The sequence below is a fragment of the Novosphingobium sp. BL-A-41-Hi4B-X5A genome (assembly GCF_055521705.1).
The window spans coordinates 2,993,382-3,017,728 of sequence record NZ_CM145500.1 but is presented as its reverse complement, the minus strand read 5'-3'; the positions used below and the strand labels follow the sequence as shown (position 1 = coordinate 3,017,728).

The 24,347-nt window shown below is 63.6% G+C and carries 39 protein-coding genes; 6 read left to right on the top strand and 33 right to left on the bottom strand.

Annotated features, from left to right (window positions below):
• Window positions 1-12 precede the first annotated feature (12 nt).
• The 11 genes from ACZ1JY_RS14790 to ACZ1JY_RS14740 all read right to left on the bottom strand — a co-directional run bounded on the left by ACZ1JY_RS14790 (window position 13) and on the right by ACZ1JY_RS14740 (window position 5,939).
• A complete protein-coding gene (locus tag ACZ1JY_RS14790) occupies window positions 13-243 on the bottom strand; it encodes a hypothetical protein (RefSeq protein WP_465129801.1) in 231 nt (76 codons plus the stop codon).
• The gene (locus ACZ1JY_RS14785; RefSeq protein ID WP_465129800.1) at window positions 233-508 is read right to left on the bottom strand and encodes a hypothetical protein; all 276 of its coding nucleotides are present in this window, start codon (window positions 506-508) and stop codon (window positions 233-235) included. Before ACZ1JY_RS14785 ends, ACZ1JY_RS14790 begins: the two co-directional genes overlap by 11 nt.
• Window positions 487-618: a hypothetical protein gene (locus ACZ1JY_RS14780; protein ID WP_465129799.1), complete on the bottom strand. Its 132-nt coding sequence runs from the start codon at window positions 616-618 to the stop codon at window positions 487-489. The genes ACZ1JY_RS14785 and ACZ1JY_RS14780 overlap by 22 nt, the downstream gene beginning before the upstream one ends.
• On the bottom strand, window positions 618-947 hold the full coding sequence (locus tag ACZ1JY_RS14775; protein WP_465129798.1) for a hypothetical protein: 330 nt from the start codon (window positions 945-947) through the stop codon (window positions 618-620). The genes ACZ1JY_RS14780 and ACZ1JY_RS14775 overlap by 1 nt, the downstream gene beginning before the upstream one ends.
• Entirely contained in the window at window positions 944-1,114 is a 171-nt protein-coding gene (locus ACZ1JY_RS14770; RefSeq protein ID WP_465129797.1) for a hypothetical protein, read from the bottom strand. The genes ACZ1JY_RS14775 and ACZ1JY_RS14770 overlap by 4 nt, the downstream gene beginning before the upstream one ends.
• Entirely contained in the window at window positions 1,104-1,613 is a 510-nt protein-coding gene (locus tag ACZ1JY_RS14765) for a hypothetical protein (RefSeq protein WP_465129796.1), read from the bottom strand. Before ACZ1JY_RS14765 ends, ACZ1JY_RS14770 begins: the two co-directional genes overlap by 11 nt.
• Complete coding sequence (locus ACZ1JY_RS14760; protein WP_465129795.1) at window positions 1,613-4,303, bottom strand: toprim domain-containing protein; 2,691 nt, start codon at window positions 4,301-4,303, stop codon at window positions 1,613-1,615. Before ACZ1JY_RS14760 ends, ACZ1JY_RS14765 begins: the two co-directional genes overlap by 1 nt.
• A complete protein-coding gene (locus ACZ1JY_RS14755; RefSeq protein WP_465129794.1) occupies window positions 4,300-4,692 on the bottom strand; it encodes a hypothetical protein in 393 nt (130 codons plus the stop codon). The genes ACZ1JY_RS14760 and ACZ1JY_RS14755 overlap by 4 nt, the downstream gene beginning before the upstream one ends.
• 80 nt (window positions 4,693-4,772) lie before the next feature.
• Window positions 4,773-5,138 carry an ogr/Delta-like zinc finger family protein gene (locus tag ACZ1JY_RS14750; RefSeq protein ID WP_465129793.1) on the bottom strand — a complete coding sequence of 122 codons (366 nt, stop codon included), beginning with the start codon at window positions 5,136-5,138 and terminating at the stop codon, window positions 4,773-4,775.
• Window positions 5,128-5,586, bottom strand: a complete 459-nt coding sequence (locus ACZ1JY_RS14745; protein ID WP_465129792.1) for a hypothetical protein — start codon at window positions 5,584-5,586, stop codon at window positions 5,128-5,130. Before ACZ1JY_RS14745 ends, ACZ1JY_RS14750 begins: the two co-directional genes overlap by 11 nt.
• Complete coding sequence (locus ACZ1JY_RS14740; protein WP_465129791.1) at window positions 5,583-5,939, bottom strand: YdaS family helix-turn-helix protein; 357 nt, start codon at window positions 5,937-5,939, stop codon at window positions 5,583-5,585. The genes ACZ1JY_RS14745 and ACZ1JY_RS14740 overlap by 4 nt, the downstream gene beginning before the upstream one ends.
• 83 nt (window positions 5,940-6,022) lie before the next feature.
• Here ACZ1JY_RS14740 and ACZ1JY_RS14735 point away from each other — a divergent pair, with 83 nt between their 5' ends.
• From ACZ1JY_RS14735 to ACZ1JY_RS14710, 6 genes are all read left to right on the top strand, one after another.
• Window positions 6,023-6,712, top strand: coding sequence for an XRE family transcriptional regulator (locus ACZ1JY_RS14735; RefSeq protein WP_465129790.1), 690 nt, complete (start codon window positions 6,023-6,025; stop codon window positions 6,710-6,712).
• Window positions 6,713-6,742: 30 nt separating this feature from the next.
• Window positions 6,743-7,000, top strand: coding sequence for a hypothetical protein (locus tag ACZ1JY_RS14730; RefSeq protein ID WP_465129789.1), 258 nt, complete (start codon window positions 6,743-6,745; stop codon window positions 6,998-7,000).
• Complete coding sequence (locus ACZ1JY_RS14725; protein WP_465129788.1) at window positions 6,997-7,422, top strand: HIRAN domain-containing protein; 426 nt, start codon at window positions 6,997-6,999, stop codon at window positions 7,420-7,422. The genes ACZ1JY_RS14730 and ACZ1JY_RS14725 overlap by 4 nt, the downstream gene beginning before the upstream one ends.
• A gap of 28 nt (window positions 7,423-7,450) precedes the next feature.
• The gene (locus ACZ1JY_RS14720) at window positions 7,451-7,849 is read left to right on the top strand and encodes a hypothetical protein (protein WP_465129787.1); all 399 of its coding nucleotides are present in this window, start codon (window positions 7,451-7,453) and stop codon (window positions 7,847-7,849) included.
• Window positions 7,850-7,857: 8 nt separating this feature from the next.
• On the top strand, window positions 7,858-8,172 hold the full coding sequence (locus tag ACZ1JY_RS14715) for a hypothetical protein (protein WP_465129786.1): 315 nt from the start codon (window positions 7,858-7,860) through the stop codon (window positions 8,170-8,172).
• Window positions 8,173-8,287: 115 nt separating this feature from the next.
• Window positions 8,288-8,542 carry a hypothetical protein gene (locus ACZ1JY_RS14710; RefSeq protein WP_465129785.1) on the top strand — a complete coding sequence of 85 codons (255 nt, stop codon included), beginning with the start codon at window positions 8,288-8,290 and terminating at the stop codon, window positions 8,540-8,542.
• Here ACZ1JY_RS14710 and ACZ1JY_RS14705 read toward each other — a convergent pair whose 3' ends face one another.
• From ACZ1JY_RS14705 to ACZ1JY_RS14600, 22 genes are all read right to left on the bottom strand, one after another.
• Window positions 8,543-9,535 carry a contractile injection system protein, VgrG/Pvc8 family gene (locus ACZ1JY_RS14705; protein WP_465129784.1) on the bottom strand — a complete coding sequence of 331 codons (993 nt, stop codon included), beginning with the start codon at window positions 9,533-9,535 and terminating at the stop codon, window positions 8,543-8,545.
• Between the two features lie 2 nt (window positions 9,536-9,537).
• Window positions 9,538-9,966: a phage tail protein gene (locus ACZ1JY_RS14700; protein ID WP_465129783.1), complete on the bottom strand. Its 429-nt coding sequence runs from the start codon at window positions 9,964-9,966 to the stop codon at window positions 9,538-9,540.
• Window positions 9,966-12,152: a phage tail tape measure protein gene (locus ACZ1JY_RS14695; RefSeq protein ID WP_465129782.1), complete on the bottom strand. Its 2,187-nt coding sequence runs from the start codon at window positions 12,150-12,152 to the stop codon at window positions 9,966-9,968. The genes ACZ1JY_RS14700 and ACZ1JY_RS14695 overlap by 1 nt, the downstream gene beginning before the upstream one ends.
• Window positions 12,145-12,270: a GpE family phage tail protein gene (locus ACZ1JY_RS14690; protein ID WP_465129781.1), complete on the bottom strand. Its 126-nt coding sequence runs from the start codon at window positions 12,268-12,270 to the stop codon at window positions 12,145-12,147. The genes ACZ1JY_RS14695 and ACZ1JY_RS14690 overlap by 8 nt, the downstream gene beginning before the upstream one ends.
• 38 nt (window positions 12,271-12,308) lie before the next feature.
• Window positions 12,309-12,596, bottom strand: a complete 288-nt coding sequence (locus ACZ1JY_RS14685) for a hypothetical protein (protein ID WP_465129780.1) — start codon at window positions 12,594-12,596, stop codon at window positions 12,309-12,311.
• Window positions 12,597-13,367: 771 nt separating this feature from the next.
• A complete protein-coding gene (locus tag ACZ1JY_RS14680; protein ID WP_465129779.1) occupies window positions 13,368-13,877 on the bottom strand; it encodes a phage major tail tube protein in 510 nt (169 codons plus the stop codon).
• Between the two features lie 57 nt (window positions 13,878-13,934).
• On the bottom strand, window positions 13,935-15,098 hold the full coding sequence (locus ACZ1JY_RS14675) for a phage tail sheath subtilisin-like domain-containing protein (protein WP_465129778.1): 1,164 nt from the start codon (window positions 15,096-15,098) through the stop codon (window positions 13,935-13,937).
• Window positions 15,099-15,109: 11 nt separating this feature from the next.
• On the bottom strand, window positions 15,110-15,481 hold the full coding sequence (locus ACZ1JY_RS14670) for a GPW/gp25 family protein (protein ID WP_465129777.1): 372 nt from the start codon (window positions 15,479-15,481) through the stop codon (window positions 15,110-15,112).
• Between the two features lie 136 nt (window positions 15,482-15,617).
• On the bottom strand, window positions 15,618-16,193 hold the full coding sequence (locus ACZ1JY_RS14665) for a phage baseplate assembly protein V (protein WP_465129776.1): 576 nt from the start codon (window positions 16,191-16,193) through the stop codon (window positions 15,618-15,620).
• Between the two features lie 7 nt (window positions 16,194-16,200).
• Window positions 16,201-16,347 (bottom strand): hypothetical protein, encoded by a 147-nt coding sequence (locus ACZ1JY_RS14660; protein WP_465129775.1) that lies wholly within the window; start codon window positions 16,345-16,347, stop codon window positions 16,201-16,203.
• Window positions 16,313-16,669, bottom strand: coding sequence for a hypothetical protein (locus ACZ1JY_RS14655; RefSeq protein ID WP_465129774.1), 357 nt, complete (start codon window positions 16,667-16,669; stop codon window positions 16,313-16,315). The genes ACZ1JY_RS14660 and ACZ1JY_RS14655 overlap by 35 nt, the downstream gene beginning before the upstream one ends.
• On the bottom strand, window positions 16,666-17,286 hold the full coding sequence (locus tag ACZ1JY_RS14650; RefSeq protein WP_465129773.1) for a lysozyme family protein: 621 nt from the start codon (window positions 17,284-17,286) through the stop codon (window positions 16,666-16,668). The genes ACZ1JY_RS14655 and ACZ1JY_RS14650 overlap by 4 nt, the downstream gene beginning before the upstream one ends.
• Window positions 17,283-17,486, bottom strand: a complete 204-nt coding sequence (locus tag ACZ1JY_RS14645) for a hypothetical protein (protein ID WP_465129772.1) — start codon at window positions 17,484-17,486, stop codon at window positions 17,283-17,285. The genes ACZ1JY_RS14650 and ACZ1JY_RS14645 overlap by 4 nt, the downstream gene beginning before the upstream one ends.
• A complete protein-coding gene (locus ACZ1JY_RS14640) occupies window positions 17,483-17,605 on the bottom strand; it encodes a hypothetical protein (RefSeq protein WP_465129771.1) in 123 nt (40 codons plus the stop codon). The genes ACZ1JY_RS14645 and ACZ1JY_RS14640 overlap by 4 nt, the downstream gene beginning before the upstream one ends.
• On the bottom strand, window positions 17,602-19,512 hold the full coding sequence (locus ACZ1JY_RS14635) for an SGNH/GDSL hydrolase family protein (RefSeq protein ID WP_465129770.1): 1,911 nt from the start codon (window positions 19,510-19,512) through the stop codon (window positions 17,602-17,604). The genes ACZ1JY_RS14640 and ACZ1JY_RS14635 overlap by 4 nt, the downstream gene beginning before the upstream one ends.
• 3 nt (window positions 19,513-19,515) lie before the next feature.
• The gene (locus ACZ1JY_RS14630) at window positions 19,516-19,746 is read right to left on the bottom strand and encodes a hypothetical protein (RefSeq protein ID WP_465129769.1); all 231 of its coding nucleotides are present in this window, start codon (window positions 19,744-19,746) and stop codon (window positions 19,516-19,518) included.
• Between the two features lie 2 nt (window positions 19,747-19,748).
• Window positions 19,749-20,855 (bottom strand): gp53-like domain-containing protein, encoded by a 1,107-nt coding sequence (locus ACZ1JY_RS14625; protein ID WP_465129768.1) that lies wholly within the window; start codon window positions 20,853-20,855, stop codon window positions 19,749-19,751.
• Window positions 20,855-21,493: a phage tail protein I gene (locus ACZ1JY_RS14620; RefSeq protein ID WP_465129767.1), complete on the bottom strand. Its 639-nt coding sequence runs from the start codon at window positions 21,491-21,493 to the stop codon at window positions 20,855-20,857. Before ACZ1JY_RS14620 ends, ACZ1JY_RS14625 begins: the two co-directional genes overlap by 1 nt.
• Complete coding sequence (locus tag ACZ1JY_RS14615; RefSeq protein WP_465129766.1) at window positions 21,493-22,353, bottom strand: baseplate assembly protein; 861 nt, start codon at window positions 22,351-22,353, stop codon at window positions 21,493-21,495. Before ACZ1JY_RS14615 ends, ACZ1JY_RS14620 begins: the two co-directional genes overlap by 1 nt.
• Window positions 22,354-22,702: 349 nt before the next feature.
• Window positions 22,703-23,044, bottom strand: coding sequence for a hypothetical protein (locus tag ACZ1JY_RS14610; protein WP_465129765.1), 342 nt, complete (start codon window positions 23,042-23,044; stop codon window positions 22,703-22,705).
• Between the two features lie 324 nt (window positions 23,045-23,368).
• A complete protein-coding gene (locus ACZ1JY_RS14605) occupies window positions 23,369-23,860 on the bottom strand; it encodes a phage virion morphogenesis protein (protein WP_465129764.1) in 492 nt (163 codons plus the stop codon).
• Window positions 23,861-23,866: 6 nt separating this feature from the next.
• Entirely contained in the window at window positions 23,867-24,343 is a 477-nt protein-coding gene (locus tag ACZ1JY_RS14600; RefSeq protein ID WP_465129763.1) for a phage tail protein, read from the bottom strand.
• Window positions 24,344-24,347 lie beyond the last annotated feature (4 nt).

Genomic DNA, 24,347 nt, shown 5'->3' with positions numbered 1-24,347 from the left:
CGAGGTGAGCAGTCAGTCGCGCAGCCACCATGGCAGCGGGCGTGGTTCGGGTTCGGGAGGGCGCAGGGGCGCGTTTCGGAGCGCTTCGAGGCGATCGTGGCCGCGCTGCCATTCTTGCTGGGCGGCACGGCGGGCGAGTTCGGCCTCGGCTTCCTTCGGGGTGCAGCCCAGCTGCTGCGCGAGCTCGAAGGCCGCGCGGTGGGCGCGGTAGCGCTCGGCGAGGCTGGCAGACTTACGAGGCACCGCCGACGTTCCGGGGGCGCTGCGTCTGCGGATCGGGCGCGATCATGCGGACTGCGAGGATCGCTTCCTGCAGTCGCTGCTGTGCGCGCCACTGCCGCATGTAAGCCCGGTCGGCGAGGTTGTCGGCCTCAGCCTGCTCTGCTGCCGTCAGGGGACGCTGCAGGCGGATTGCGTCCAGTTCGGCTGCGCGGCGGAGCTGCTCGGCAAGAGCAATGCGGTGCCGTCGGCGAGGGTGATGCTGCGTCACCATGGGCAGACCTCCCATGCCTGGCACTGCTGGATCCCGGCGAGGATCTGCAGTCCGAAGTGCAGAACTGTGGCGACAGCGACGGCGAAGGCCGCAAGGCGCGCGGCATTGTGCAGCTGCTGCGCCATCACGCGACGTCCTTCTGCTCGGTGATCAAAGCGTTGACCCGGTCCACCCAGGCGACGCGCTTCTGTGAACCCGGGGGCATCAGCGCGGCGCCTTCCTGCAGCAGGGCGAGCACCTGGCTGCGCAGGCGGACCTTGTCGGGCGATGGCTTGCGCGGGCGGATGGTGCGGGCAGAGATGCCAGCGCGGGTGCAATCATCACACCACGCCTTGCCGCCGCGGCGTGACCACCCGACCGGGAATTGCGCATCTGGCGCGTGATGAATTTTGCCACAACCGCACTCGAAGCTCGGCACGTGCGGCATGGTGACGGGAGTGCGGGCGCGCTTCACTGGCCCGACCCCGTCAGGACGCGGACCAGAAGGATCACCGCGAAAGAGAAAATCATCAGCCCGGCGATGGCGCCGAGCGACATGAGCACCGGAACAAGGACATTCCTGTCACCGGGAAAGCGGCAATCACGGCAAGGGCAATGCTGGGGGTGGAGTTCAGACGGCATGGTTGGCCTCCTGGTTGGTGCGCGAGTCCGCGCGGATTTCACGGGTGAGCTGGGAAAGGGCGGCGGTCCTGCGGCCCGGTTCGAGGTGCCAGCGCATGGCGATCACGCACTCGGCCTGGTCGGCCAGCGCTTCGGAGAAAGTCCCATCCTCGCCGGCAATCTCGGCGATGGTGCGCAGGCTGGCATCGACGGCGGCGCGGCGCTGATCGAGCGAAGCGATCGGCGCGGGCTCACCCTCGCCAGTGGAGATAAATCTCCAGTCCGCGACGATCAGGCGGAAGGTTGCAATCTCCGCCTCGGCCTGCTCGGCCGACATCTTCCCTGCAGCGACCAGCGCGGGAAACCGCTTCTCTCGCACGGCAAGCATGCGCTCAGCCATGGCGAGGAGATCGACGTGATCGTGGATGCGGTTGGGGGGATCGAAGGTTTCGATGCCCTGCCAGATGCGCAGGCCAGCCATGGCGGCGCGAGCTTCGGCGAAGTTGACGACCGCGCCCATCAGACAATCCGATCCGGGCGGACGGGCTGCTGGAAAATCCAGCACATGACCGACTTCCCGTTGGGATAGTCGGGATCAGCGACATTGACCGGCCCGTTCTTGAGCCACTTGCGAGAATGGCTCTGGCGCAACGACTTCTTGAGCAGGTCCATGTTGGGCAGGCGGAGGCCTGCCTGGCTGCAGCGACTTTCGAACTGCGGAAGGCTGACTGCCATGATGTTGTCAGGGTCGCGATGGCAGTTGAGGCTCTTGCCGGTCTTGTGCGCATCGCCGGGTTCGCGGCCGATCAGATATTCGACCTTTTCCCAGAACTCGGCGACCACCGGGTGATCTGCTCCGATGGACTGCTGCCGGTCGATCGCGAGCCGATCGAGGCAGGCAATGGCCTCGGCCACCCACTCGCTCCGCACATTCGGAAAGAGCTTTGGCAGCGCTTCGACCGCTGCCGCCAGCTGGGCGTGGTTCTTGATGATGCGGTCGTTGTGCAAGCCGTCGATGCGCCGCCGCATGTCGGCGTTGTGGTGCTCGTAGCGCTGGGCGAAGAAGGGCAGGTAATTGCCTTCGGACCGGGCGACATGAACGATCGTGCCGGATACGTCCTCGATCGGCATCTCGCGCAGGCGCTGGGCGCGCTGCCGGTTCTCGTCTGAGAAGCGCTCCTTGTCGATGTTCATGGACACGAGGCGCTCGAGCACAGCGGCGTGCGCATCGATGCGCTCGTTCTGCATCAGGTAGAGCGTGCCGAGGAACGGCTGCTCGTTGATCTCGTAGCCGTCGGTCTTCTGACCAGTCGCACGCGGATTGCGCCCGTCGTAGAGGATCAGCAGCTCGTTGTAATCGAACTGCGCCTTACCGGTGCGCTTCTCATCATCGCGCCGCCCTTCGATCAGGCCTTCGGGCAGGTTCGAGATACGCATCAGCACGCGGCCGAGCGCGGCGCCGGTGACCTTGTTGGGATCGTAACCTTCGTGGCCGTTGGCACCCCCGCGTCCGAGCATCTTGTGCAGGAAGGCGATCAGCGTGGTCTTGCCCGATCCGGGGATGCCGGTGACTTCGAGGAAGGGAATGGAACCGTGCCAGAGCGGTGCGCCGCGCAGCTGCTGCGCAAAGAGCGAGAGAGTGAAGAAGGCGAGAGCGATCAGGCCCTTTTCGCCGTAGGCTCCCCAAAGGTCGGGCAGCCAATCGAACTTGAGGTGATCGGGATCGTAGTTGATCCGCAGCAGGCGATCGTCGGAGCGAAGCTTTACTGCCTGTTTGCCGAAGTCGAAGTACTTGTCGGCGTTGATCTTGTAGACCCGCCCCTCGCGCACGGCGAGATCGCCCAGCACCCACGCCTTGTGGTCTGCCGAGTACCCGGTGAACTTGATCGGAGTGACCACCTTGTCCAGCCCGGGCTGGTTCTTGACGAGGCGATCGAGCTGCTCGCCAGTGCCGCTCCATGTTCCGGCGAAGGCCATCAGGCGCTTCTTGAAGCTGCCGGAATCGGCCAGCGTGGCATGGGAAAAGCGGGCCTTGGCGGTGGGACGCCTGCCCGGGAAATCTACCTGCAAAAAGTAGTTGGTCTCGTCAGCGACCTCGTCGCGCTCGCGGTAGAGCACCCGGAAAGTGCAGTTGGCGATTTCCTCGACATCGAGATGGACCGTTTCATCGCCATCCTCGTCCTTGGTGTGGCGGGCCTTGCACCAGTAGAGCCGATTGCCATGGCGAAAATCGAACGAGTGCCACAGCTTGCGTTCGTAGATGAGGCGCGCCTTCTTTTGCGCGCTCTCGACCAGCGTCAGTCGGCCATTGAAGAGATACTCGTCGAAGGCCTTTGCCCCCATCGGGGACTTTTCGGGATCGCCGTCCCAATCGAGATGCTCCTTGAGAAGGTCATTCCAGTCCTTCTTGGTCCCCTCGCCGTCAGGCTTCACCTGCAGGGCCTCGGCTTGCCAGCCTTCGGCCCTGGCCTGCTTCACGTGCTTGCGGGATGCGCCGACACCGGCATCGCCGACGTCGTAGGCAAAGAGCAGTTTCGGGCGGGTGGTGCGGCCGATGCGTTCGAGCTCGACGCGCAGATCGGCGAGGAACTTCTCCGGCCAGTTGTTGGTGGACATGACCGATGCGGCCATCTTGCGCACCTGGCACAGGGCAACGGTATCGAAGATGCCCTCGGCGAAGAGGATTTCGTCGGCCTTGGCGTAGTCCTCGATCGTGTAGCGCGGTGGGGTCCAGACATGGCCCTTGTAGGTTCCGCCGTATCCGAAGTTTGCCTTGGCCTTGAACCGGCCCACCCGGTCGATCAGGCGTTCCCAGAAGGTCTCGCCCACCCTGAAGCGGACGGTGGCCGACACGGCCCCGCTCTCGCTGTCGCGGTAGAGTTCCTGCGTGTAGGACCCGCGCAGGTACTGCAGATCGAGCATGCGATCGTTGAGCAGATAGGCGTCGGCGGTGGCCGTGGGGTTTTCGGGCGTGGGGGCGAACCGCTTCGACCAGTCCTCGAACAGATCGGGCAGGAGGTTGCGAACGGTGTCAGACCATCCGCAGTTGTCGGCGCGGCTGCACTTGACCACCTTGGGGTCCTTGGCAGCGCAAAAGGCTTCCTTCTTCTGGCACTGGGGGCAGACGCCTTCCTGCAGCCAGGAGCCCTTGGTCTTCCGGAACTTGAACTGCTCTTGCAGGCCCTTGATGATGTCGGCTTCGAGGCTCACTGGGCGCGCCCACCCTTCGCCTTGTCGCCGTTCGAAAGGGCGATCAGGTTCGCCGCCGAAGTGACGTAGAGCCGCCCATATTCGGTGAGACGGTAGCTGCTGCTCATCTGGCGCTTGCGGCCCATGTGCCGCTTCCACTGGCTGTCCTGCCACTGCACGAGGCCCTTGAGCTCCCATGCCGGCGCTTCGAGCATCTCGATCATCGCCACGTCGAAGATGTCAGCCTCGCGGAAACCGGCGACCGAGGCGAGGAACTGGCGCTGGCGGCGGGTAAGGCGCGGCACGACCAGGCGCAGGGCCTTGTCGAAGCTGATCTTGCGCTGGGCGGTCCCGAGCGCGGCAGTCTTGCCGCAGCGGCGCGCAGGCAGTGTGACGGATTGAACAGGCAAAGCTTCCCCCTCGCCCGGATCGCGGGCGTCAATGGTCCAGAAATTTCAGAGTGGTTGCGGGCCGTGAGACCCGGGTCAGGTCAGCCCGAGAACATGCTGATCTGCGCCGGGTCCTCGTCGGCCTTGCGCGCCGAGACGTGCGGCACTTGGTCGCGCGGACAGACCGGCAGGTCGAGGTCGGGCCGGTCGATCAGCCCGGGGCTGAACGAATGCACGAAGACCACCTGCGCCGCGAAGGTGTGGCCGCAACCAGTGTTGGTGCAGTGCGCCTCAAGGTGCTTGACCTTCTCGGTGATCCGCTCCGACCGGCGAATGAAGCATGGCTCGTCGCACTTGGGGCAGATGATGAAGGCGCTGTCCTTCGCCATCTTCCCGCCGGAGCGCAGGCGCGTCTGCAGCGGTGCGTTGATCAAAGGCCGCGAGGCGAGATGGCCCTCACCGCTCATGGACGTTCCCCCGTTCAAGACTTGAAACCAGCGACTGCATTTTCGAAAGGCCCTCGCGCGCTTCATCGATCGCGCGGGCGCGGGTGGCTGGGCAGTTGGCCCGGCTTGCCGATGCCAGCGCAGCGGCAACGGCCTCGCCCACTTCCTTGGAGACTTCGCCCGAGAGGAGCATGAGCTGCTCGGGACTTTCCGGCTCTGCCTGCTCCAGATCAAGGAACGCGGCGTAGGCTTCGAAAAGCGGCGCGCCATTGCCACCAGCGCGCCGATAGGCAGCATCTAGGCGCATCGCCGCGCGCAGGCTGATCTCCCGACCGGTGTCAGGATCGGACATCTTGCGGAGCGCCCATTCCTTGATGCCACTGACCTCGGCGCAGCCATCATAGCCGAGCACCTTGACGATCTCGAGCAGCGCGGCGTGAGCGGTCAGCGGGACGCGAACCTTGGTCATGCGGTCCTCCGCTGCGCCGGCGTGTCCAAAACATTGATCCGATTGCCGTTTTCTTTGCGCTGGGCGACGGATACGACCGCCACGTCAGGGCCAGCAGACATGTCGATGCCATACCAGCGCGGGTGCGAACCGCGCGATTCCAGCGGATAGATGTCGGGGCGCAAATGATGGCGGGATACACCCGTCGCGCTTTCAACGCGCAGTACGTACTCGGCCGGAAGGCGCTTTGAGCTTTGCAGCCATTTCCAGACTGCAGGCTGGGACACGCCACAAATCCGCGCGAGTTCGGATTGCGATCCCGCTCTTGCCAGGGCGGACTGCAGGGCCTCGAAAGGGGTCGGGGTCAATTCCATGTGTTATAACTATCACCGTTGTTATACCCCGTCAATCACCAAACTTTGGTGGACAGCTATAAGCACGGTTATAGGGTCGCGGCGTGACTGACATCGGCACCCGCATCCTCGAAAGGATAGAGAAGCTCGGCATAAATCAATCCGAGCTGGCGCGCCGCGTGGGAATAACGCAGCCTGCAATCGCTAACCTGATCAAGCGCGGTGGCCGTTCGAGCCACCTGCACAAAATCGCGCGAGCCCTTGAAACAACGCCGGAATATTTGACAGGGGAGACCGGCGACCCGTCTGGCGATGCCCCCGTGGCTGCAACGCATTCCACCAATCTGGAAGTAGTCGAATCGGAAGATGAAGACGACGAGCTCGTCGAGATCATGGAGCTCGATCTGCGCTTCGGCATGGGCGGCGGCAGCTATCTCGAACTCCCGGTGAAGAAGAAGCCGCGCCGGTTTACCCGGGGATGGCTGCGCCTGTTCACCCAATCGCCTCCTGCCCGCGTGTTCATCGCGCGGGGCATCGGCGATTCGATGGCACCGACCATACAAAACGCCGACATTGTGATCATCGACACCGCCGAGAACCGACTGGACATGTCAGACCAGGTCTTCGCATGCGCCTATGGCGATGCCGGCATGATCAAGCGCCTGCGCCCGATGGCAGGTGGCGGAGTGAAGATCATGTCCGACAACCCTCTCGTGGAGGCGGAGATGGCATACGACGGGGAGCTGCACGTGATCGGCAAGGTGGTGGCGGTCGTTCGCCGGATGGCTGGCTGACGCGTAAGCAGGCAGAATGAGGGCGAGCAAATGTACCACGAAGCAATTCCCGGTAAAATCGCGTCCCAACTCGACGAGTTCTGGCTGGCCTTGGCTAACGCTAAAATAGAAGACGTTATCACTTACCTGCAACGAGCAGGCTATCAATCGACGACGGCAGCACTCAGAGACTTGCGGGCGGACATACTGGAATGCGCGGGGGACCTGCGTGATCGGCATGAGATAGAAGCTGCGGTCCAACTCGAGAAGCTTGCTGAAGACGTGGACTATTTCCTTCAACGCTTATGACACTTCCCGCGCTTTCCCTCGCCGTGGTCGGCGCCGACTTCGAAAACGAGGACAAGGCCCGCAGCAACCGGCGGTTCGAGATAGCATTGTGCAAGCCTGGTGACCCCGTGGAGCTGCGGCCGGAGCCCAAGAACAAAGCAGATCGCCGCGCCGTCGCGGTATACTCCGAACGCGGCATCCAGATGGGCTATCTCAGCGCGGAGCGGTGCGGCCGGATCGGCGCGATCATCAACGAAGGGCGCGAGGTCAACGCCGTCTTCCAGGTGGCGGCGCCATGGGGTGCGTGGATCCGCGTGGCTTTCGACGGCGAAGAACCCAAGGTCGATCCCGATGCCGTTCCGCTGCGCCGCGCGCCGGAGTTGGCCGAGGGCGTCGACCCCGATTTCGAATTCCAACCAGACCCGGAGTGGCCCGATGTATAGGACCGCGATCAAGGCCGCCGCCTGCTCAATGCTGGCGGTTGTGTCACTGACTGGCTGCAGCGGCGAGCAGGATGAACCGGCCCCAGCGCCGACGGGCTATGCCTTCACCAAAGAAGACCTCTACGCTGACCCACCAAGAGATACCTGCCGCGCCGCAGACCACGAGTTCCTGCAGAAGCTGCTCGATCAGGTGAAGGGGAAGCTATCGGTTGAGCAAGCCCAGACGCTTGAATTTCGGGACTTCAACGTCACGGACGATGTTTCGGGCAAAGGCAGGGAAGCCACCTTGCGCTTCACGGTGTCGCCTCAGGGGCAGCCTGCGAAGCTGATGTACGCCACGGGCAGGTTTGTGCCGGAGCCTTGTGGGATTACAAGGATGGAAATTGGCGAAGGCGCTTCGCCGGATGCGACTGTAAGGAAGAAGTAGCGATGGTAATGCAAGGGATCGATGATTATCTCGCGTCTGCAGAAGCTCGGCGAAATTACATAAACGAACATTCGGGCGGGTATCTAACTCGCGCCGAGTCGACCTTCAATCTCGCAGCAACTATGGCTACTTTGATGAATATCATAACAATGATTGGGCAGATGGAGGGCCAGACTCCTGAAAGTCGAGAGCTGTTTAAAAAATGCGTCGATTCTGTACGAGATCTCCACAAGATGCTTATCGTGAACAGCGGCGTGAAGCCTGAAGAGGCTGAAGCGCTTCTGAAGGAAGCTGGCCATAGCGTCGGGGAAGGCAATGAGTAACATTGATCCATCCTTCGGTCCTATCCGAGACATGCAAGTTCGACTGGACGCCATCGAAAGGCAGCTTCCAGAGGCATCCTTGAAAGATGGCGGAGGCGATGGCACATCGGGAGGCATGAGCGACGATTGGAAGGCCAGTGTAGATCAGCAGTTGAACAGGCTGCATGATGACGTGCGCAATCTGCTCTACGGGCTGCTCGCCCTCGCAGTTGCTGGCTGCGGGCTTTACGCCATGCTTAATTCGCAGCTCAATGACATCGAGGTAAAGCAGGCGTCCATCGAAACGAAGGTGGAGCAAATCGACACCCGTACCGCAGAGATGGCGAAGAAGATCGACGAGCTCGCTGCAACGAAGCCTGCCAAGAAGTAATTACGCGCTTTCCAGCGAGACCTTTTGCTGGATGCCGTTGGCACCGAGCGAGGTTTCGACGCTCTCGACCAGCCAGTTGATGCCATCGACCCGAGTATTCCAGCCTGACAGGGTTACGCGGGCATTGGGCTGGATCTGCATGTCAGCCTGGGCGAGGTCGTATTCGAACTTGAACCCGCCGCGCTTGCCCTTTCCTGCTGCCGCCTTTGCTGCCTGCTGCGCCTCAGCCTGGCTGGCGTAGACCCGCTTGAGCTTCTTCGGCTTCGTGCCCCCGGTGCCGACCTTCTTGCGCTTGCCGTCGGCGTGATCGTGCCACTCGGCCTCGGCCCCATCGTTTTCCTCGCGATCGGCGCGGGAGAATCGCCACGTCCAGCCATGGCGGCGGGTCAGCGTGAGGGAGGGAAGAGCCTTGCCGCTCGGGGTGGTCTGCGCGCCAACCGGCATGAAAATCAGCTTGCGGTCCTTCCACGTGGCGAGCGCATCGAAGCGGCTGCCCAGATCCTTGACCAGGGCCATGTCGCTCTTGCCGTGCTGATCGAGCACCGCGATGGCGAGGCCGCGCAGATCGGGATGGACAAGGCTTTCCACGCCATAGCGCCCCGCGATCGTATCGAGCACCGCGCCGACGGTGGTATCGCGCCACACCTGCGTGCGGCGCTTGCGATAGTCCCCGCCCAGATCGGCCGAGCGGGCACGGATGGTGATCACGTCGGGCGGGCCGCTCTCCTCCACCTCGTCAACCTTGAAACGTCCCTTGCCGACGAGCCCGGTAGACGGCCCGCCCGCTTTCCAGCCCAGGGCGAGCGTCAGCACGCGGCCAGTTTCCGGCGCGGCGAGACGGCCGTCATGGTTGTGCAGGGTCAGCGAGAGCTCATCGGCCTCGTCGCCGCGCTTCTCGCTGAGAGTCAGTTCGAGGAAGCGCGGATTGATCTTCGCGGCAAGATCGGTGCCGTCATCGAGCAGCAGCTGCAGGCCCGCGATGTTCGCGCCCACTGTCAGTCCACCCGCTCGAGCTCGATGGTGAAGTCCACGCCGCGCGGCAGGCCACCGCCCATGATGCCGTGCTGCGTCTCCTCGAGGCGGACGATGCGATAGTGGCCGAGCACGCGGCCGAGCCCATCGACCAGAGGATAGTCCTCACCGGTGTCGGCCATCGCCTTGACGATCTGGATCGCCACGAACTGCCCCGCGACTTCGGGCACGAGCAGGCCCGAGAGCGTGATCGTGTCCTCGCCGGGGCCGAGGTACTGGCTGGCGGGCCGCGCCATGAACCGTTCCGAGGTGCCGTGCCGCCAGCTCGTGCGGCGCGAGAGTTCGGAATAGGCCATGGCATCGATGCCGAACAGGAACATGCCAAGCGTGAGCAGGTGGCCGGGGGACAGCGTGTTGGTGGTGACGCCGTTGATCGGGGGAAGCGAAGCCATCAGCGATCACCTTCGTAGGTGCTGCGTTCCTTGACGCCACTGGCGTGTTTGAGCTTGCGCATGACGACACTGGCCAGTTCCTCGACGCTCTGCCCGGGCGCGCCGTAGACCTGAATCATGATGTTGCCGCCACTGGCAAGCGCGCCGCCCTGAGAAACCCCGCCCGATGCCGGCGCGATCGGCGAGAGCGAGACCGAGCCTGCGCGGGCCACGCCAGCGGCCATGCGTGAAGCGGCCAACGCCGGTCCTCTTCCCTTTCGTGTGATGCCCTCTGCAAGACCCGAACTTATGAAGCCGCCGAGTTCCATGAAAACCCGCGACGGGGACTTGATCTTGAGGTCTTTGCGCACTTGTCCCTGTGCGGCAGCTGCAAGGCTCTGTGCAGCTGCGGACACCCGGCCTGCCTTCTGTTCCATGCCAATGGCAAGGCCATCGCCAACCTGATTGCCGATCAATACCGAGCGCTGCTGGGCGGCAACCGCGTCCTGCTGGGTCAGCCAATATTGATTGAGCGTGAGTTCGTTCCGGCGCTGCGCCATTCCCGCCGCGATACCGGTGCTGGTAGCTGCGGCGACCTGTTGGGTTTTCACGGGAATGAGGCCCATAGTCTTTTCGGCGAACATCGCGTCAAGGATCCCCAACCCCGCGTTGCTCACGCCGCTAAGCGCATTGCCGAGACCTTCCTTGAAGACATCCCAACGCGCCATGAGCTTGTCCCAACGCGAACTGGTGTCTTCAGCGCGGCGCGCAAAATCACGATTGACCTCACCGGCAGCACCAGCACCCAGCGTCTTGTCGCGGATACGCTCGTACTCTTTCATGTTCTGGATAAGCGACTGGACGCCCGTTTGCGCCTGCGCATCCCCGAACAACCGGGAAAGCTTGGTCATGTCACCGCCGGTGGCCTTCTGGGTAAGTTCGGCGATGGCTTCGAGCGGTCCCTTTCCATCGGCGTAGGCCTTCTTCATTGCCTTGGGCAGGTCGATGCCGAACTTGGCAAAGTTTGCAGCCGTCTCTTTCGCATTGATCTTCATCAGGAGGTTGTCGATGTTGTTCGCGGCTTCATCGGCATTGCCGGTGGCGGTCCACGCCACCTGCAATGCGGCAGAGAGCTTGCCCACATCATCGGCGCCGCTCATTCCCAAAGCGGAAAGACGAGCGGTAAGGGTCGGGAAGCTTCGCGCCATGTCGGCAAACTCGAAGTTCCCTTCCTTGCCTGCGACACTCATCATATCGAGCACGCGGGCCGTTTCCTTGGTGCGGTCGATGTCATCCTTCCCCAGCGGAATCTTAAGATTCGACAGGGCGGAATTTGCAGCTTTCGCCAGATCGTTGATGTCCGCGAAGTTGGCGTGCGCAGCCTTGCCCAGCGGCTCCATCATCTTGAGTGCCTGCTCCGGGTTCACGCCCGAGGCCGCGAGGAAGTCCACACCGCCACGCAGCTGCTCGGGCGGCATACGCACCTGCGGACCGAGGCGCTGAATTTCATCGCGCATCGCCGCCAGCTTTTCGCGGGATAGATTGGCCTTGATGCCAATCTGCGTCATCTGCTCCTGCGCACCAGCATCCGAAATGATAGGCGCAGACAGCAATTGCGCTCCCTCTCGCAGAGTGCCGAGGATAAGACCCGCCTTCACGGTCTTGTCGGTAAAGGAACCCGGCCCGCCATTGCCCCCTTTGGGTCCACTGGCCATGATTGCGGCGTAGGCATCCTTCTGCTGGTCCACCCGCCCAGTGGCCTCGGCGATCTTGCCTTTCAGGTCCTTCTGCGCATCTGCGAGCTTCTTTGTGTGGACCCCGGCTTCCTTGAGCCGGTCGCGCATGCGCTGCAACGATTGGGAATCGCGATCGACACACCCGGCGAGGTCACCGGCTTCCTTCTTGGCGCGGGCCAAGGCCCGCTCCATCTCGCGAGTAGGTTTTTCGGCCTGGCGCATTTCCGTCGCCAGTTTCTTTACCTTGGCCTGCGCCTCGACCAGCTTGGCATTGTTCTCAACCATCTGCTTCTTGAGTTTGATGAATGAGGTAACGTTGGACTGGGTGTCATTTAGGTCCTTCAGTTCCTTGCGGGCCTTGGAGAGTTCCTTGCCAACCTCGGTCGCGGATTTCCTGATGCCGGTGATCTTGCCCGTAGCCTTGTCAACGGCCTCGAAAATCACTGACAGGTTAAGCTTGCGATCACTCATGGCTGGAAACTCCCGGAATGCGGGCAAGCGCGCGACCATGCCACAGGGCCAGCGTTCCCAGCGGCCACGCTGACATTGCTTCGAAGCTGAAATGCAGGGTCACGGCGATGTCGGCCATCATGTCCTCGACGGCGGGGAGGAAGCTGGCGCTCTCCCCTAGAGCAGCAAAAAAGCGGCGATCTCCTGCCCGATCTCGAAAAGGTCAGGCCCACCCATGGCCTTGCACTCATCGGCAAGCAGGGGCGGTTCCGAGATGCGCGGGAGCACCTTGATGATTTCGGTGGTGTTCATGCGCATCAGGTCGAACAGCTCGACGTTCATCAGTGCAGTGCCGTTGGGTTCGCGCAGCAGGATCGATGTCACCTTGCTTTCGCCACGCACCACCGGCTTGCGCAGCGGAACGCGGGCGAAATAGCCTTCGGGAAGCGGGTCTTTGTCAGCCATGCGAGGCTCCTATGCGCGGGGCGGGTTGACCCGCGGTGGAGCGACGTGAGGGATCGGGACGCTCGCCACCACCGCAGGCCTCTGCCGGGTGGCGCCCCGCAAAAGGACCACCCGGCAAAGCGGAAGCTTGCCGGGTGGTGTGACCCGCGCCCGCGCGGGCTGCTATCGGTCTGGCAGGTAGAGGCGGGATTTACCCGGACTTGTCAGGCGCGTCTTGCTTCAGGGACTCCAGAGCTTCGCTGAGATGAATCCCCATCATGGCCAATCCCATGGCATCGGCATGCCAAAGGCATAGCGTGACCAGTTCGCGAAGCTCCTGGCGCCGCGCGGCATCACGATCGGGCTCTGTCTCGCGTTCAGGCTTGTTCGGTATCGGCACGATCGATTGTCCATTTGCCTTGGCGCGGCCGCCTTATCGGCTTGCCACAACGGTGGCAGGTGGCCCGATAGCCGCTCATTGTGCGCTCAAGGGCATCCACCTTCGGTCGGTGCCGACCAAGCCAACACACCAAGTGAAACAAAGCCGAATCTCCAATCGGTTGCGCTGCAACATTCCTCCAATTTGGAGCGATTGGAAACTGAAAATAAACCAGACTTTGTGTCACGCGAGGACACCAACAATTTCAGAGCGGGAAGCGGCCCGCCTTTCGGCGAGCCGCAGATCGGGGGATCTCCAACGACGCTGAGGCCGCTGGTTCCGAGGGACGGGACACTTGGGATAGGGGTTTATCCCGCCGAACCTTCAATATCCTATCTTTCGTTTATATTCCACTAACTTGCGATGATTGCCATGATCTCGGCGTAGCGATCGCTGCCGTCGACGAGGAAGATGCCGCGCAGCATGTCGATCTCGATCTCGGTGCGGCCATCGACCACGCGGCGGTAGTAGGCGAGCGGGATCTTGTACTTCTGCTCGGTATCGTCGCCTGCCTTGGCCTTGCCGGGATCGATCTCGGTGAAGCGGCCCCCGATGTAGACTTCGACCGCCTCGGCCGCGCTGCCGTTGTCGGCCTGGTAGGCGCCGACGAAGCGGACGCGGACGCCATCGACGAAGGTGGTGCCGAACTTGCGGATCAGGCTGGCCACGTGCCCGCCCATGGTGAGCGTGGCTTCCATCGCCTCGAGGCCCTTGTCGAGCATGACCGGGCCGAGCATGCCGCCGCCGCGCCATTCCTCGGTGGCGATGGCCAGCTTGGGCTCTTCGAATTCGGCCACGGTACCGAGGAAGCCCTCGCCGTCGACGTAGGTGTTGAGGTTCTTCAGTTTGCGCGGGAGGCCCATGGCCGTATCCTTTCAGGTGCGAGGGGCGGGTGCGATGTCGATCAGGCCGCGCCGAAATCAGGCAGCGTTGGCGAGCTGATCGGCAAAGCCCGAGTAGTAGAAGTCGGTGATGACCAGGCTGACCTGCGGGTTCTCCATCGGAGCCACCGGGGTGTACTGGATGCGGAAGTTCGGACGGCCTGCCGCCAGTTGCTCGGGCGTGTTGGCATCGGCATCGAAGAAGATCTCCGCGCCCATGATCTTGCCTTCCACGACCAGGCGGCGGAATTCGGCGTTCACCGTCTCCATCAGATCCTTCACCCGCGCCACGGTCATCGGCTGATCGAGGAACGGCAGAACGGCAGCGGCGATGATATCCTGCAGCGCGTGGCTGGTGCGGACGGCGCTCTCGAAGCTGAATTCGGGCGTTTCCTCACCCGCCGTTGTGCGGTTGCCCCAGAGGCGGTAGCCCGACTGGCGGATGATCGTGGTCACCTGCGCATCGTTGAGCACGCCCGCATCGGTATCGTTGTCGAGCAGATCGAAGTGGACATTCTTCGTTACGCCGGTGACGCCGTAGAAGGGCACGTTGCTGACCGTCTTGTGCCAGCCCTGTTCTTCGTCGATGCGCGCCCGCAGGCCGAGGGTGCGGGCCACGATATCACCCGCGAAATCCGGCGAGCTGTCCGGCCAGAGCAGCATCAGCTCACGCGCGGAGAATTCGCCTCGATAGGTGGTTACCTCGGCGATGTCGTCACCGATCGCCGACGCATAGACCATGGCGCGCAGCTTGCGGGCGGCAATGACCATCTCGGCCACCACAGCCTGCGTATCTAGCCCCGGAGCGCCGAGGATGCGTGGACGCTTGCCGACCACCGTCTCTGCCGCAAGCAAGGCCTGCAGCCCGGTGTAGAGGTTGCCATCGGTCGCGCCGATCACGTTGGCATCGGTCTCGGCCTGGTCTTCCCCTTCCGCCACCCGAACCACGATCACCAGCGGACTGGCTTCATCGCCGATGGCTTCGAGCGCGGCCTTGAGCGTGCCCGCGCTGCCAGCCTTGCCCGCTGCAGCATCGACGCTGGTGACCAGGACGGGCGTGTTGAGCGGGAAGGCCGCATCGATCGCGGCCTGACTTTCGGGTGCGATGGCGGTGGACGTGGCGATCAGGCCAATCACAGCCGTGGACAGGCGGGCGATAGTGCGGACGCCGGTTGCAGATTCGGTGATGGTCAGGCCGTGCATGGGCAGTTCCTTCAGTTGGCGAGAGCGGCGGCATTTCGCCGGATGGGGATCGAAAGCGAGACGAGCGCGGTGGGGTCGGGCGCGCCGAGGTCGTACCCCTCGATGCCGATGATCGGCGCGCCGCCTGGGAAATCACCCGAGAGCGTGACGCGGGTGATCTGGAAGCCGGTCTCCCAGCGCCGGATGGCAATGGCCGTGGCGGCGCGCAGGAGCATGGCGGTTGCAACGTTGAGCGGGCGATCGAGCAGCTCGAACAGCAGCGAGCCGAAGTCGCGGCGCATCACGCAGGAGCCGAGCGGGGTGGTGAGGATGCGCGCGATCGACTGCGCCCGGCGCGGTGCGCCGGAGAGTGCCTTGCCGGTGTTTGCGTCCATACCGATCATGAGGTGGACAGAAGCGCGCTTTGCGCGAGCCACGCCAGCGGGCGGCGCGGTAGAGGCCGGGTTTACCGTGCGGAGAGCCGCTAGACCGGCATCCCGGGAGTCTGACGCTTAGACTGGCGTCCCGGGAGTCTGACGCTTAGACCGGCGCCCCGGTCTGGGCACCACCGCCTTGGACGCCACCGTGCTTGTGCGACTTGAGGCTGATGCCGTAGGCGCTGACATCGTCCGAGGCGGTGATTGCGCCGGTGACCGTCACGTCACCTTCAATCGAGACAGGACCGCGGATCGTCAAGCCCCCCGGTGCCTCGACCAGCGCGGACGCACCGTCAGGAAGCACGGCGGAAAGGACGTGCGCCTCGGGATCGTATGAGATCACCGCGCCGTCCTCGTACTCGACCAGCTCGGCAAGCGTGGAACCGGGCGCGGGGTTGGTGTCGTTGTTTAGCCCGAGCAGCGCCACGCCATTGCCGATCTGGCCATCTGGACAGAGCAGCAGGCATTCCTCGCCGACGCTGGGCGGGGACCAGGTGCGGGTATTGCCTGCGCGCAGGGCGAGCCAGCGGATGGGCGGGGTCTCGCCGCCCTCGTCATCCTCGCCATCGGGATCTGCGAAGCGGACCTTGCAGCGCGGCGGCGACAGGGTGACCTCGCTGATGAGGCCGAGCCGGATCAACGTGGATGGATCGAGAGGGATGTCTTCTTCCGCAGTCATGACGGGGTCAGAGTGCCCGCCTCACCGCGTCTACCGCGTCCTCGACCTTGGAAGCTGCGCCCCCTGTCCGCTTGTCGAGCTCGCGCTTCACGATATCGTCCACGATCGGAGCCAGTGCCTTACCGACGACTTTGGTCAGGATCTTCTTGAACATCGGTTCCTCCTTGCGCGGGATCTTCCCCGCCTTCCCAATCGAGAGACTTGTCGCCCCAGCGCCCCCGCAGCCCGCGTCTCGACGCGCTGAAACCAAGCCCGGTCAGCACGAGCAGGATGCAGAAGGCGCAGATCCACAGCACCCAGCGGATGGTGGTGACGCGCTCACCCTCGCTGGCGGGCGTCCAACCCCGCTCGGGCAGGAGCATGCCGGAGAGGAGCCAGAGCAGCACGGTGAGCGCCACCGCCCCGGCAACGGAAAAGACCAGCGCGACAATGGCGCGCCAGTCTTTCGGGGGCCAGTTCGGAAGGTTCACGCTCATGCCGATGCGCCCGTCTTGCGCTGCAGCCAGGCCTTGAACTCGCCAACGGTCTTGCCGCGAAGGATGGCGGGATTTGCGGCGGTGGCGGAAGGGCCTGCCAGCACGTCGGCCCGCTCACGGTCGGCGGACTTGAGCACCTTCGCAGCGGTGCCCGCCCCGAAGAAATGGGCGGCATAGAGCGTGGCCGCGTTGATCGCGATGCCCTGTCGCTGCAGGTAGGCAAGGTTCTTGAGCGTGAAGCTGCGGGCGCGGGCGGTCTGCTCTTCCTCGCTTGGCTGCAATCCACCGAAGGCCTGCTCCGGATCTCTGCCCCATGTCCCGCCCTCGCCTTCCCATGTCGACCGCACGAACTGGTAGAGACCGCTGGCGCTCGACGTCGGGGCCTTGATGTAGGGACGATGGCCGCTCTCGATCTTGGCGAGGAGGATGAAGTAGCCCGACGGGATCGCGTCAGCCGCTGGAGCCGCTGGCGCGACAGGAACTGCTGCGCGCGGCACGTTGAACGCATCGAGCAGGTTGTCGAGAGCGAGCACGTTGCCGGGATCATTGAACAGGCCGGGGCGCGCCTCGGCGCGGACTGCGTCGAAGATCGGCTTGCGGGGATCGGCGATGCTCATGGCAGGTCCTTCTTGCGTCCCAGCATGGTCTGGACGGTGGCGGTTTCGTAGATCCTGATGCAGGTCCACACGATCGTGAGCAGGGAGGCGACGGCAGGCAGCACGCTGATCAGACTCCCGAGCAGAGCGATGAAGGAGGTGGCGTCAAGCACATGCTTGAGGCCGTCAGGCATGTTTTCGAACAGTTCGCGGGCAGTCATTTTGCGGTGACCTCGTGCTTGACCTGGTTGCCCTCTCGCCAGACCTTCCATTTGCCAGGAGCGGCAATGCGCTCGCAGCGGTTCTGCTCTATTTCGCGGATGGCTTCGGGGATTGTCACGACAACAGCCCCGTTTCGACGCGAGTGAACAGCAGGCCGGTGTTCGCCGTGGTGTTGTAACTGAACCCACCTGTCTGAACCATAATGCCCTGCCCGGTGCCGAGGCCCGGAAGATCGGCATCGGCAAAGGTCTTAGAGATGACGGGCGCACCGTTCAGGTAAACTAGCTGGGAGCCGACCCCTGCCCCGATCGCAAGGTTATAGTTCCCGATCGGTTCGGGCGGCGTGTAGGTCCCCAGCGTCGTCAGCGTCGTACCGTTGAGGTAGAACAGTCGGACGGTCTGACCATTCCAGAGCGCTGCGAGGCAGATCCGGTTAGCCGCATGCAGCCGCGCAACCGGACCATGCAGGATTGCCCCTGCCGCCCAGCCACCGCCATCAAAGACATCCACTTCGGAATAGACGCGGCCGCCGGCAGGAATTGCCGCGCTTGCCAGGGTATAGAGGTTGTACTGGTTGACGCCGGAGGCGCGTATCCGGCTAGAGCCATTGAGCGCAAGGTTGGCCGAGCTGGTCGGATGCTTTGCCCAAACACCAGTGGTCGGAACCGTCGTTTCCAAGGCGGTCGCGTTCGGCCCGGCGAGCGACCCCGTGAGACCGTTGATCGTTTCGACGAGGGTGCCAGCGACCTGATAGGGAACGCGCGTGATCGCCCAAGGCCCCGGCACGCCACCGAAGATGCCGCGCACGCGGGCAATGTAGACGCCTTCGGCAAGGCCAGTGATAGTCCGGTCGATCGTTGCCGTTGTCGCCTGGTTGATGGTGCTGCTGCCCACCGCGAAGGTCAGCGCTGACAACAGACCGTACTGGATCTCGTAGCTGTCCGCCGAAGCGCAGCGATCCATGCGCGTGGTAAAGCTACCGCTTGCGCTGGCCACGAACTGCAGATTGGTGACGCGCGGCAGGGTATTGGCCACGTATGTCTGGGTCTTGGCAACCTGGCGGAGCAGCTCGTGACCCGCATCAGGATAATGGATCTTGTCCGCAACGGAATCGACCAGCGCCACAAGCGTTGCGCGATCGCCTGCGTTGTTCTTGAAGTGATCGTAAAGCGGGGCAAGCGGCAGGCCCCATGCCTGCGCCGCTGCCGTCACGGCATTGACGGTAAGCTCGAACGTGGCGCGAGAGTTGCCGGCGAAGTCCGGGTCGGTTGAAGTGATCAGCCCGGTATCGCTGATATACGGCGGCTGTTTGCAGATCAGCGTTTCGTACGTGTAGCCGTCGGCCAGCAGCAGGCGGGTGATCATCTGGTCGTAGTCCGACTGAAACTTTGCAAGGTCGGCATAGAGCCAGCGCGCATCGTTGAAGGCGCATCCGATAACGGCCACTTCGCGCCGATTGGCGCCAAGGAAGTCCGTCTCGAAGCGGCTGCGCAAGTTGTTGGGACGATTGAGATGGCTCGAAAGAACTGATCCATCGACCGAGCGATTGAGGATCGCCGCGCCCATGTCGGCCACGAAGCCATAGGCCCAGCCATTCGTGGCCGGGACCGATGCACCCACGCCGCGATCAATGCTGTCGCCAGAAACCGCCACGGTCGCGGCGCGGCGCAGTGCCAAAAAGCTACCGGTGTAGGCATCGCGCCAGGACACACCCGACCACTTGGCAGGAGTGACAGCACCAGTGCTGCTGCCGAAAGTGGCCGAGACTCCCAAGCGCGCACCGTTGACCGGTTTGCTCAGGGCCATGTGCCCTGCGCTGAGCAGTCCTGCAGCCGCCACCGATTCCTCGGCTGCAGCCTGCGCCATGGCGAACTGCTCGGCCGCACCGTCGACGAAGGGCTGCGCCACGCTTTCCATGAGCTCGCCCAGACCGGCGATGTACATCTCGCCGCCCTGGACCATGGGAACCTGTTCGGCGCCGGTGAGCGGCGACGGTGGCGGATCGAGTTCGGTGATCTTTACCATGGATCAGGCCTCCGGCTCGGCGTTGCCCAGCAGGCCGAGGGTGAACTTGTTGGCCACGCCTGCTGCAACCTCGTCGACCCGTGCGAGCGTGGCAGCGCGATCGTGCTTGCCGTCGTTGCCAATCACGGCGTTGACCGGGCGCGAGTGGGTCTTGCCGTTCTGCTCGAACGTGACCGGCACGGTGCCGGTGGCGGCATCGAAGCGGCCTACGGTGATCTTCATGGCTTCGCTCATGGTCAAACGCCCTTGGTCTGGATGAAGACGCGCGCGGTGAAGTTCTCCGCGCTGTAGATTTCGATGGTGGTGGGTGGCCCCAGCGTGATCGGGCCGACGCCGGTGTTCTCGGAGTTGTTGTCGTCACCCGGCTGCACCTCGACGGCCAGCGACGGGACTAGCCACGACGTGTGCGGGATGGGCACGTTGAACCAGGCCGATGCATTCGCCCCGCAATCGACCCAGCCCCAGGTCTCCTTGAAGCCGTCCGAATATTCGATGTAGCCGCCGTTGGCGGTGATGTTCGAGGAGACGACGCGCCGGAAGGCGGCGGCGTGGTAGCCATCGAGGGTATCGGCATCGAGGCCCGAACCCGCACCGTCGACTGTCAGCAGCTTCGTCAGGATCTCGCCGCCGGTGTAGGCCGCGATGTTGAGCGGGGTGTAGCCAAGCCGCCCGACGATATCGGCGTAATATTCGCCCTGGAAACCATCCAGCGTATCGGCATCAAGCCCGGAGCCGGCGCCATCCACCGTAAGCAACCGGGCGATCACACTTGCGGCGGTATAGGCCGCGACATCGAGGGGCGTGTAACCCAGCCATGGGATCACCGAGGCCTTGGCGCGAGCCGGTGTGAGCGCGCGCAGCAGATCAGTCCCCGCCTGTGCCTCTTCGAGCGTGGCCAGCTCGATCAGGCCGCGCATGTCTTCGGTAGCGGGCGGGCTGGTGAAGATCGGATCGCCAAAGGTGATCGAGGAGGCCAGATCGGCCTGCCAGGCGATGTCGAAGCTGATCAGCGCAAAGGCGACGGCTGCCTTGTTGATGATCGTCGATCCCGCGCTGTAAACCGCGAACAGCGTGCCATCGGCCAGCCACAGGCCGAGGCCCGTGGCGTTCCACACGTCCGCGCTGGTGTCATAGGCCGTCATGTGGGTGATGTTGTCAGCAGCAGCCGTGCCCGAGATCGCGGCGATGCGCTTGAACTCTCCCGGCAGTCCGGTCAGCGTCGGCGCCACATCAAAGGGCGTGGCAGTCAATCCTAGCTCGGCGATGGTCACCGGATCGCTGCCCGATGCGGCCTGCACGGCTGCAAGCCCCGCGTTGGTGAGGGATAGGACCAGTCCGGGCATCAGCTTGTCTCCAGAAAATCGAGGCCATCAGGAGTGCGGACCGGTTCGCCGTTCTCGGTCTGCAGTACCCGGCTCCAGTCGCGGCTCTCGTCGATCTCCGCGGCGTAATCGGCGCGGCTGATCGTCCCGGCCGTGAAGCCGCCCGCCATCCAAAGCGTGGCCTGCGCTTCCAGGGCGAAGACGAAGTCGAAGTGCGCGCGCAGCGGCTTGGCAGCGGCCACGTCGCGGATGATCGCCTCGGCGGTCTCGGTGGTGAGGAAGCTGGCGTCGATACCACCGGGGCCTGCAGGCGCGCGGACCTCGAACGTGTAGGGATCGCGGCGAGGGTTCGCCTGCCACCATTCCACGATCGAGAGCAGTGGGTGAAACCGCGCAAGGACCTGCTCGACGGCCGCGCGCGTGCCCTTGATCTGGTGGAAGGGAATGGCTTCGGCCACCGCGGTGCGCTTCTGCGCTTCGCTCCAACCTGCATCCCAATGACTGATCGCCAGCCCCCAGGCGAGGAACGGCAGCACGTCTGCTGGGCACGTTGCCGGGTTCCACAAGGTCCCCACCGCCGAAAGGTCGATCCCGGAGCGCATCGCCTGCTCGAGCGCGCGCTCGGCGCTGGTCGCATTGGGAGGCAGCAGCGAGGCCATCAGATCACCGTCCCGGCGATGGTGACGTCGATCCCGGTGACCGAGGCGATCTCGCTCGGGTCGATATCGATGTCGGCCAGCGGCGCGAGCAGCTCGACCTTCTGTACGTTGGCGACGTGCAGCGCGGCGATCAGCGCGGATCGCGTCACGTCGCGGCCCAGCTTGCGCGCGGCGGCGAGGTGGGCGCCCAAGCTGTCGAGAGCGGTCTGCAGCAGCAGGCCCTGGTCTGGACCCGCGAAGACGGTGAGCTGCGCCTCGATCGCGAAGGGCACGAGCGTGGCAGACTGGACGATCACCTCGTCAGTCAGCGGTCGCACCGGCCCGGTAAGCAGGTCGGTCACGGCATCGAGCACGCCCGCACCAGGCACGCCAGTGCCGCTGGCAGAAAGCACCGTGACCACCACCTGCCCCGGCGTCGGGCTGACCGCCGTGGCATCGGCAACGTCGGCGTCAGCGGTGCGCGCCCAGTAGACGTAGGCGAGTTCCGGACCTGCGACCGAGAAGCTGTGCGGGGCGAGCTGCACGCGCTGGCGCAGGGCGGTGTCGGCCTCGCCCTCAAGACGCTCCACCGCGAAGAGCGCAGCGAGGTGATCAAGGCGCGGCCCGGTGGCGAAGGCGAGCAGCAGCCCGCGCGCGGCATCGGCGAAGGCCTGCGCGAGGATCATCTCGTCGTAGCTGTCGGCCTGCAGCAGCTTCATCGCCGGATCGCTTTCGACCAGATCCACGAAGGCAGGGTATTGCGCGATGGCGCTGGCAAGCTTCGCGGCAAGGCGCGTCTCGAAGCTCGGCTGCGCAATGACGTCGGGCGCAGGCAGGCCAGAGAGATCGATAGCGGGGGAGGATGCGATGGAGCCGACCATGCCCGACGGGATGGCGCGGTTCGTCGCGCGCGCGCTAGGCGCGGGCGCGGTAGAGGCCGGGTTTACCGTGAGGGAGTGTCAGTCGGATAGACTTCCGGCGAACGTGCCCCGCATTTTGAGCAGCGCAGCCTGCCGATAACAGCGTCAATCGCAGGGCTTTGGTTCCTGCCAACGCATTCGTGGACGAGGTGCACCGGGTTCAAATCGGTGACCCGCTTGCAGGCGCGGCACCGCACTCGGAGAAACTGCCGGTGACGGCGGTAATCGTTCAGCGTTTCCAGTCTCTTGAAGCCCATCCCGCCCGAGAACGTATGCGGAACGATTCGGCAAGTGCGATTGGTAGCGTTTGTCAAAATTTGGTGGAAGGGGAGCGCGTATGGAATATCCCAGTCCGCAGGTCGGCAAAACGATGGTCGTCTCTCGAAATCTTAGAAACCGAAAAAGACCCATCCCGCATTTCGGAGACAATCACCGCTTCGTCTTCTGACACGAATCCGACATCGATATCGTGTTCTGCCATTACAATGATCATTTTTCGACCAATCATAACCGCCACTTGTTGGCCGCTTAATTCAGCCATCCGTGCCCAAAGCTTTATGTCATCGTAATACGGTTGTGTGCGCCAAACGCTTGGTGTCGCTGGGTCCACGCGAACTAGCAATCGGCTGTCGCTTTCAAGCTCAACTACCATCTTGGCACGAGATGGGAACCAGTGCTCTCCTGTTTGTGCCCAATGTAAATATCCGCATCCGTAAGCGGCACATGACGGGGGCCTATCAGCGTAAATCGAACACCCCTTACCCTTACGAACATGACTACACCAAACGCCTAGCGGCTTCTTTAGCTCGTCAATTGCCAAAATTTTGCAACACATGCTGCAAGTGCCGCACTTCCGGCCAGCTATAACTTCCGCCTCCATTCTTGCCCTCGTCGTCAGATCGAAACAACAATTGTTTCTCAAGTCAGAACGGAGACGGACCGATTCTACAAGGCGAAAAACGACGCGAAACAGAGATCATTTCGGTTCGATCATGTCGCTTGCGATCTGCAGCACGAGGTCCTCATCCTGAGGGGAGAAACCGAGCAGGCGGCGCACCGGGTAGCGGTAGCGGATGGGGGTGCGATCGCGCAGGCGCCCGATGGTCTTGGTCTCGCCAAACTGGCTGACCGAGCCTGTGCGATCGACCAACGGCGATTGAGCGGTCACCGAAACACCGTCCTCGGTGGCATCGATGCGCCAGTGCTTGGCATAGCGCAGGCCCTGAAACATCTTCCCGCCGGCCTTTTCGCGCAGGCGTCCGCGCCGGTCGTAGCGGGCCTTCTTGGGCTCCATCGGCGTGCCATCGGGCTCGACGTTCTGGGCGATGCGCTTGAGGTTCGACTTGCGCAGATCGCGGCCAAGCTGCTGGCCCGCGCGCTTGCGCTGAGGCGGCGCAAGGCCATGCAGCACCTGCCCCATCCACTCGTCGAGGCGTGAGAGATCGTCGCCAGAGGAATCGTGGGCCATGGCAGCTTACGCGGGAGGCACGAGCTGCTCACCACCGAGAAGGATGGCGGCAATATCCGGGGCCAAGCCCTCGGCGTTGGCTTCCTCGAGCACGGGGTCTGTCTGCTCGACCGGCTCGACCCGTTCCTCACCGTTGACCGTCGTGACCTCGTAATTCTGGGTCAGGTCGATCTGGATGAGCACGTCGGCGGTGTCGTTGTCCAGAATGTCGGCATCGAAGGTGAAGCTGTCCGATCCGGGTTGCAGGCGCTCTGGCTGATTGGCGCGAAGCCACTTCGTTACCGCAAGCGAGATCAGCGACAGATCGGTGCGGACGCCGATCGCCAGGACGTTTAGCCGGAACGCCATTTCGAAAGAGCCGCTGCCAGTCTGCCGCCCGCGCACCGAGCCGCGATCAATCCACGTGGGCAGCATCGCCGGATCGTTGTTGGCCTCGGGGATCGCCGCGAGAAGGGTGGCGCGAAGGCTGTCGATCTTGCGCATCAGG

Excerpts from the sequence above, each read along its gene's own strand:
- ACZ1JY_RS14785 (WP_465129800.1), bottom strand. The coding sequence starts at position 508 with ATGGGAGGTCTGCCCATGGTGACGCAGCATCACCCTCGCCGACGGCAC.
- ACZ1JY_RS14780 (WP_465129799.1), bottom strand. The coding sequence starts at position 618 with ATGGCGCAGCAGCTGCACAATGCCGCGCGCCTTGCGGCCTTCGCCGTC.
- ACZ1JY_RS14770 (WP_465129797.1), bottom strand. The coding sequence starts at position 1,114 with ATGCCGTCTGAACTCCACCCCCAGCATTGCCCTTGCCGTGATTGCCGC.
- ACZ1JY_RS14765 (WP_465129796.1), bottom strand. The coding sequence starts at position 1,613 with ATGGGCGCGGTCGTCAACTTCGCCGAAGCTCGCGCCGCCATGGCTGGC.
- ACZ1JY_RS14750 (WP_465129793.1), bottom strand. The coding sequence starts at position 5,138 with ATGAGCGGTGAGGGCCATCTCGCCTCGCGGCCTTTGATCAACGCACCG.
- ACZ1JY_RS14745 (WP_465129792.1), bottom strand. The coding sequence starts at position 5,586 with ATGACCAAGGTTCGCGTCCCGCTGACCGCTCACGCCGCGCTGCTCGAG.
- ACZ1JY_RS14740 (WP_465129791.1), bottom strand. The coding sequence starts at position 5,939 with ATGGAATTGACCCCGACCCCTTTCGAGGCCCTGCAGTCCGCCCTGGCA.
- ACZ1JY_RS14730 (WP_465129789.1), top strand. The coding sequence starts at position 6,743 with ATGTACCACGAAGCAATTCCCGGTAAAATCGCGTCCCAACTCGACGAG.
- ACZ1JY_RS14725 (WP_465129788.1), top strand. The coding sequence starts at position 6,997 with ATGACACTTCCCGCGCTTTCCCTCGCCGTGGTCGGCGCCGACTTCGAA.
- ACZ1JY_RS14720 (WP_465129787.1), top strand. The coding sequence starts at position 7,451 with ATGCTGGCGGTTGTGTCACTGACTGGCTGCAGCGGCGAGCAGGATGAA.
- ACZ1JY_RS14715 (WP_465129786.1), top strand. The coding sequence starts at position 7,858 with ATGCAAGGGATCGATGATTATCTCGCGTCTGCAGAAGCTCGGCGAAAT.
- ACZ1JY_RS14710 (WP_465129785.1), top strand. The coding sequence starts at position 8,288 with ATGAGCGACGATTGGAAGGCCAGTGTAGATCAGCAGTTGAACAGGCTG.
- ACZ1JY_RS14700 (WP_465129783.1), bottom strand. The coding sequence starts at position 9,966 with ATGGCTTCGCTTCCCCCGATCAACGGCGTCACCACCAACACGCTGTCC.
- ACZ1JY_RS14695 (WP_465129782.1), bottom strand. The coding sequence starts at position 12,152 with ATGAGTGATCGCAAGCTTAACCTGTCAGTGATTTTCGAGGCCGTTGAC.
- ACZ1JY_RS14690 (WP_465129781.1), bottom strand. The coding sequence starts at position 12,270 with ATGGCCGACATCGCCGTGACCCTGCATTTCAGCTTCGAAGCAATGTCA.
- ACZ1JY_RS14685 (WP_465129780.1), bottom strand. The coding sequence starts at position 12,596 with ATGGCTGACAAAGACCCGCTTCCCGAAGGCTATTTCGCCCGCGTTCCG.
- ACZ1JY_RS14680 (WP_465129779.1), bottom strand. The coding sequence starts at position 13,877 with ATGGGCCTCCCGCGCAAACTGAAGAACCTCAACACCTACGTCGACGGC.
- ACZ1JY_RS14675 (WP_465129778.1), bottom strand. The coding sequence starts at position 15,098 with ATGCACGGCCTGACCATCACCGAATCTGCAACCGGCGTCCGCACTATC.
- ACZ1JY_RS14670 (WP_465129777.1), bottom strand. The coding sequence starts at position 15,481 with ATGATCGGTATGGACGCAAACACCGGCAAGGCACTCTCCGGCGCACCG.
- ACZ1JY_RS14665 (WP_465129776.1), bottom strand. The coding sequence starts at position 16,193 with ATGACTGCGGAAGAAGACATCCCTCTCGATCCATCCACGTTGATCCGG.
- ACZ1JY_RS14660 (WP_465129775.1), bottom strand. The coding sequence starts at position 16,347 with ATGTTCAAGAAGATCCTGACCAAAGTCGTCGGTAAGGCACTGGCTCCG.
- ACZ1JY_RS14655 (WP_465129774.1), bottom strand. The coding sequence starts at position 16,669 with ATGAGCGTGAACCTTCCGAACTGGCCCCCGAAAGACTGGCGCGCCATT.
- ACZ1JY_RS14650 (WP_465129773.1), bottom strand. The coding sequence starts at position 17,286 with ATGAGCATCGCCGATCCCCGCAAGCCGATCTTCGACGCAGTCCGCGCC.
- ACZ1JY_RS14645 (WP_465129772.1), bottom strand. The coding sequence starts at position 17,486 with ATGACTGCCCGCGAACTGTTCGAAAACATGCCTGACGGCCTCAAGCAT.
- ACZ1JY_RS14635 (WP_465129770.1), bottom strand. The coding sequence starts at position 19,512 with ATGGTAAAGATCACCGAACTCGATCCGCCACCGTCGCCGCTCACCGGC.
- ACZ1JY_RS14630 (WP_465129769.1), bottom strand. The coding sequence starts at position 19,746 with ATGAGCGAAGCCATGAAGATCACCGTAGGCCGCTTCGATGCCGCCACC.
- ACZ1JY_RS14625 (WP_465129768.1), bottom strand. The coding sequence starts at position 20,855 with ATGCCCGGACTGGTCCTATCCCTCACCAACGCGGGGCTTGCAGCCGTG.
- ACZ1JY_RS14620 (WP_465129767.1), bottom strand. The coding sequence starts at position 21,493 with ATGGCCTCGCTGCTGCCTCCCAATGCGACCAGCGCCGAGCGCGCGCTC.
- ACZ1JY_RS14615 (WP_465129766.1), bottom strand. The coding sequence starts at position 22,353 with ATGGTCGGCTCCATCGCATCCTCCCCCGCTATCGATCTCTCTGGCCTG.
- ACZ1JY_RS14610 (WP_465129765.1), bottom strand. The coding sequence starts at position 23,044 with ATGGTAGTTGAGCTTGAAAGCGACAGCCGATTGCTAGTTCGCGTGGAC.
- ACZ1JY_RS14605 (WP_465129764.1), bottom strand. The coding sequence starts at position 23,860 with ATGGCCCACGATTCCTCTGGCGACGATCTCTCACGCCTCGACGAGTGG.
- ACZ1JY_RS14600 (WP_465129763.1), bottom strand. The coding sequence starts at position 24,343 with ATGCGCAAGATCGACAGCCTTCGCGCCACCCTTCTCGCGGCGATCCCC.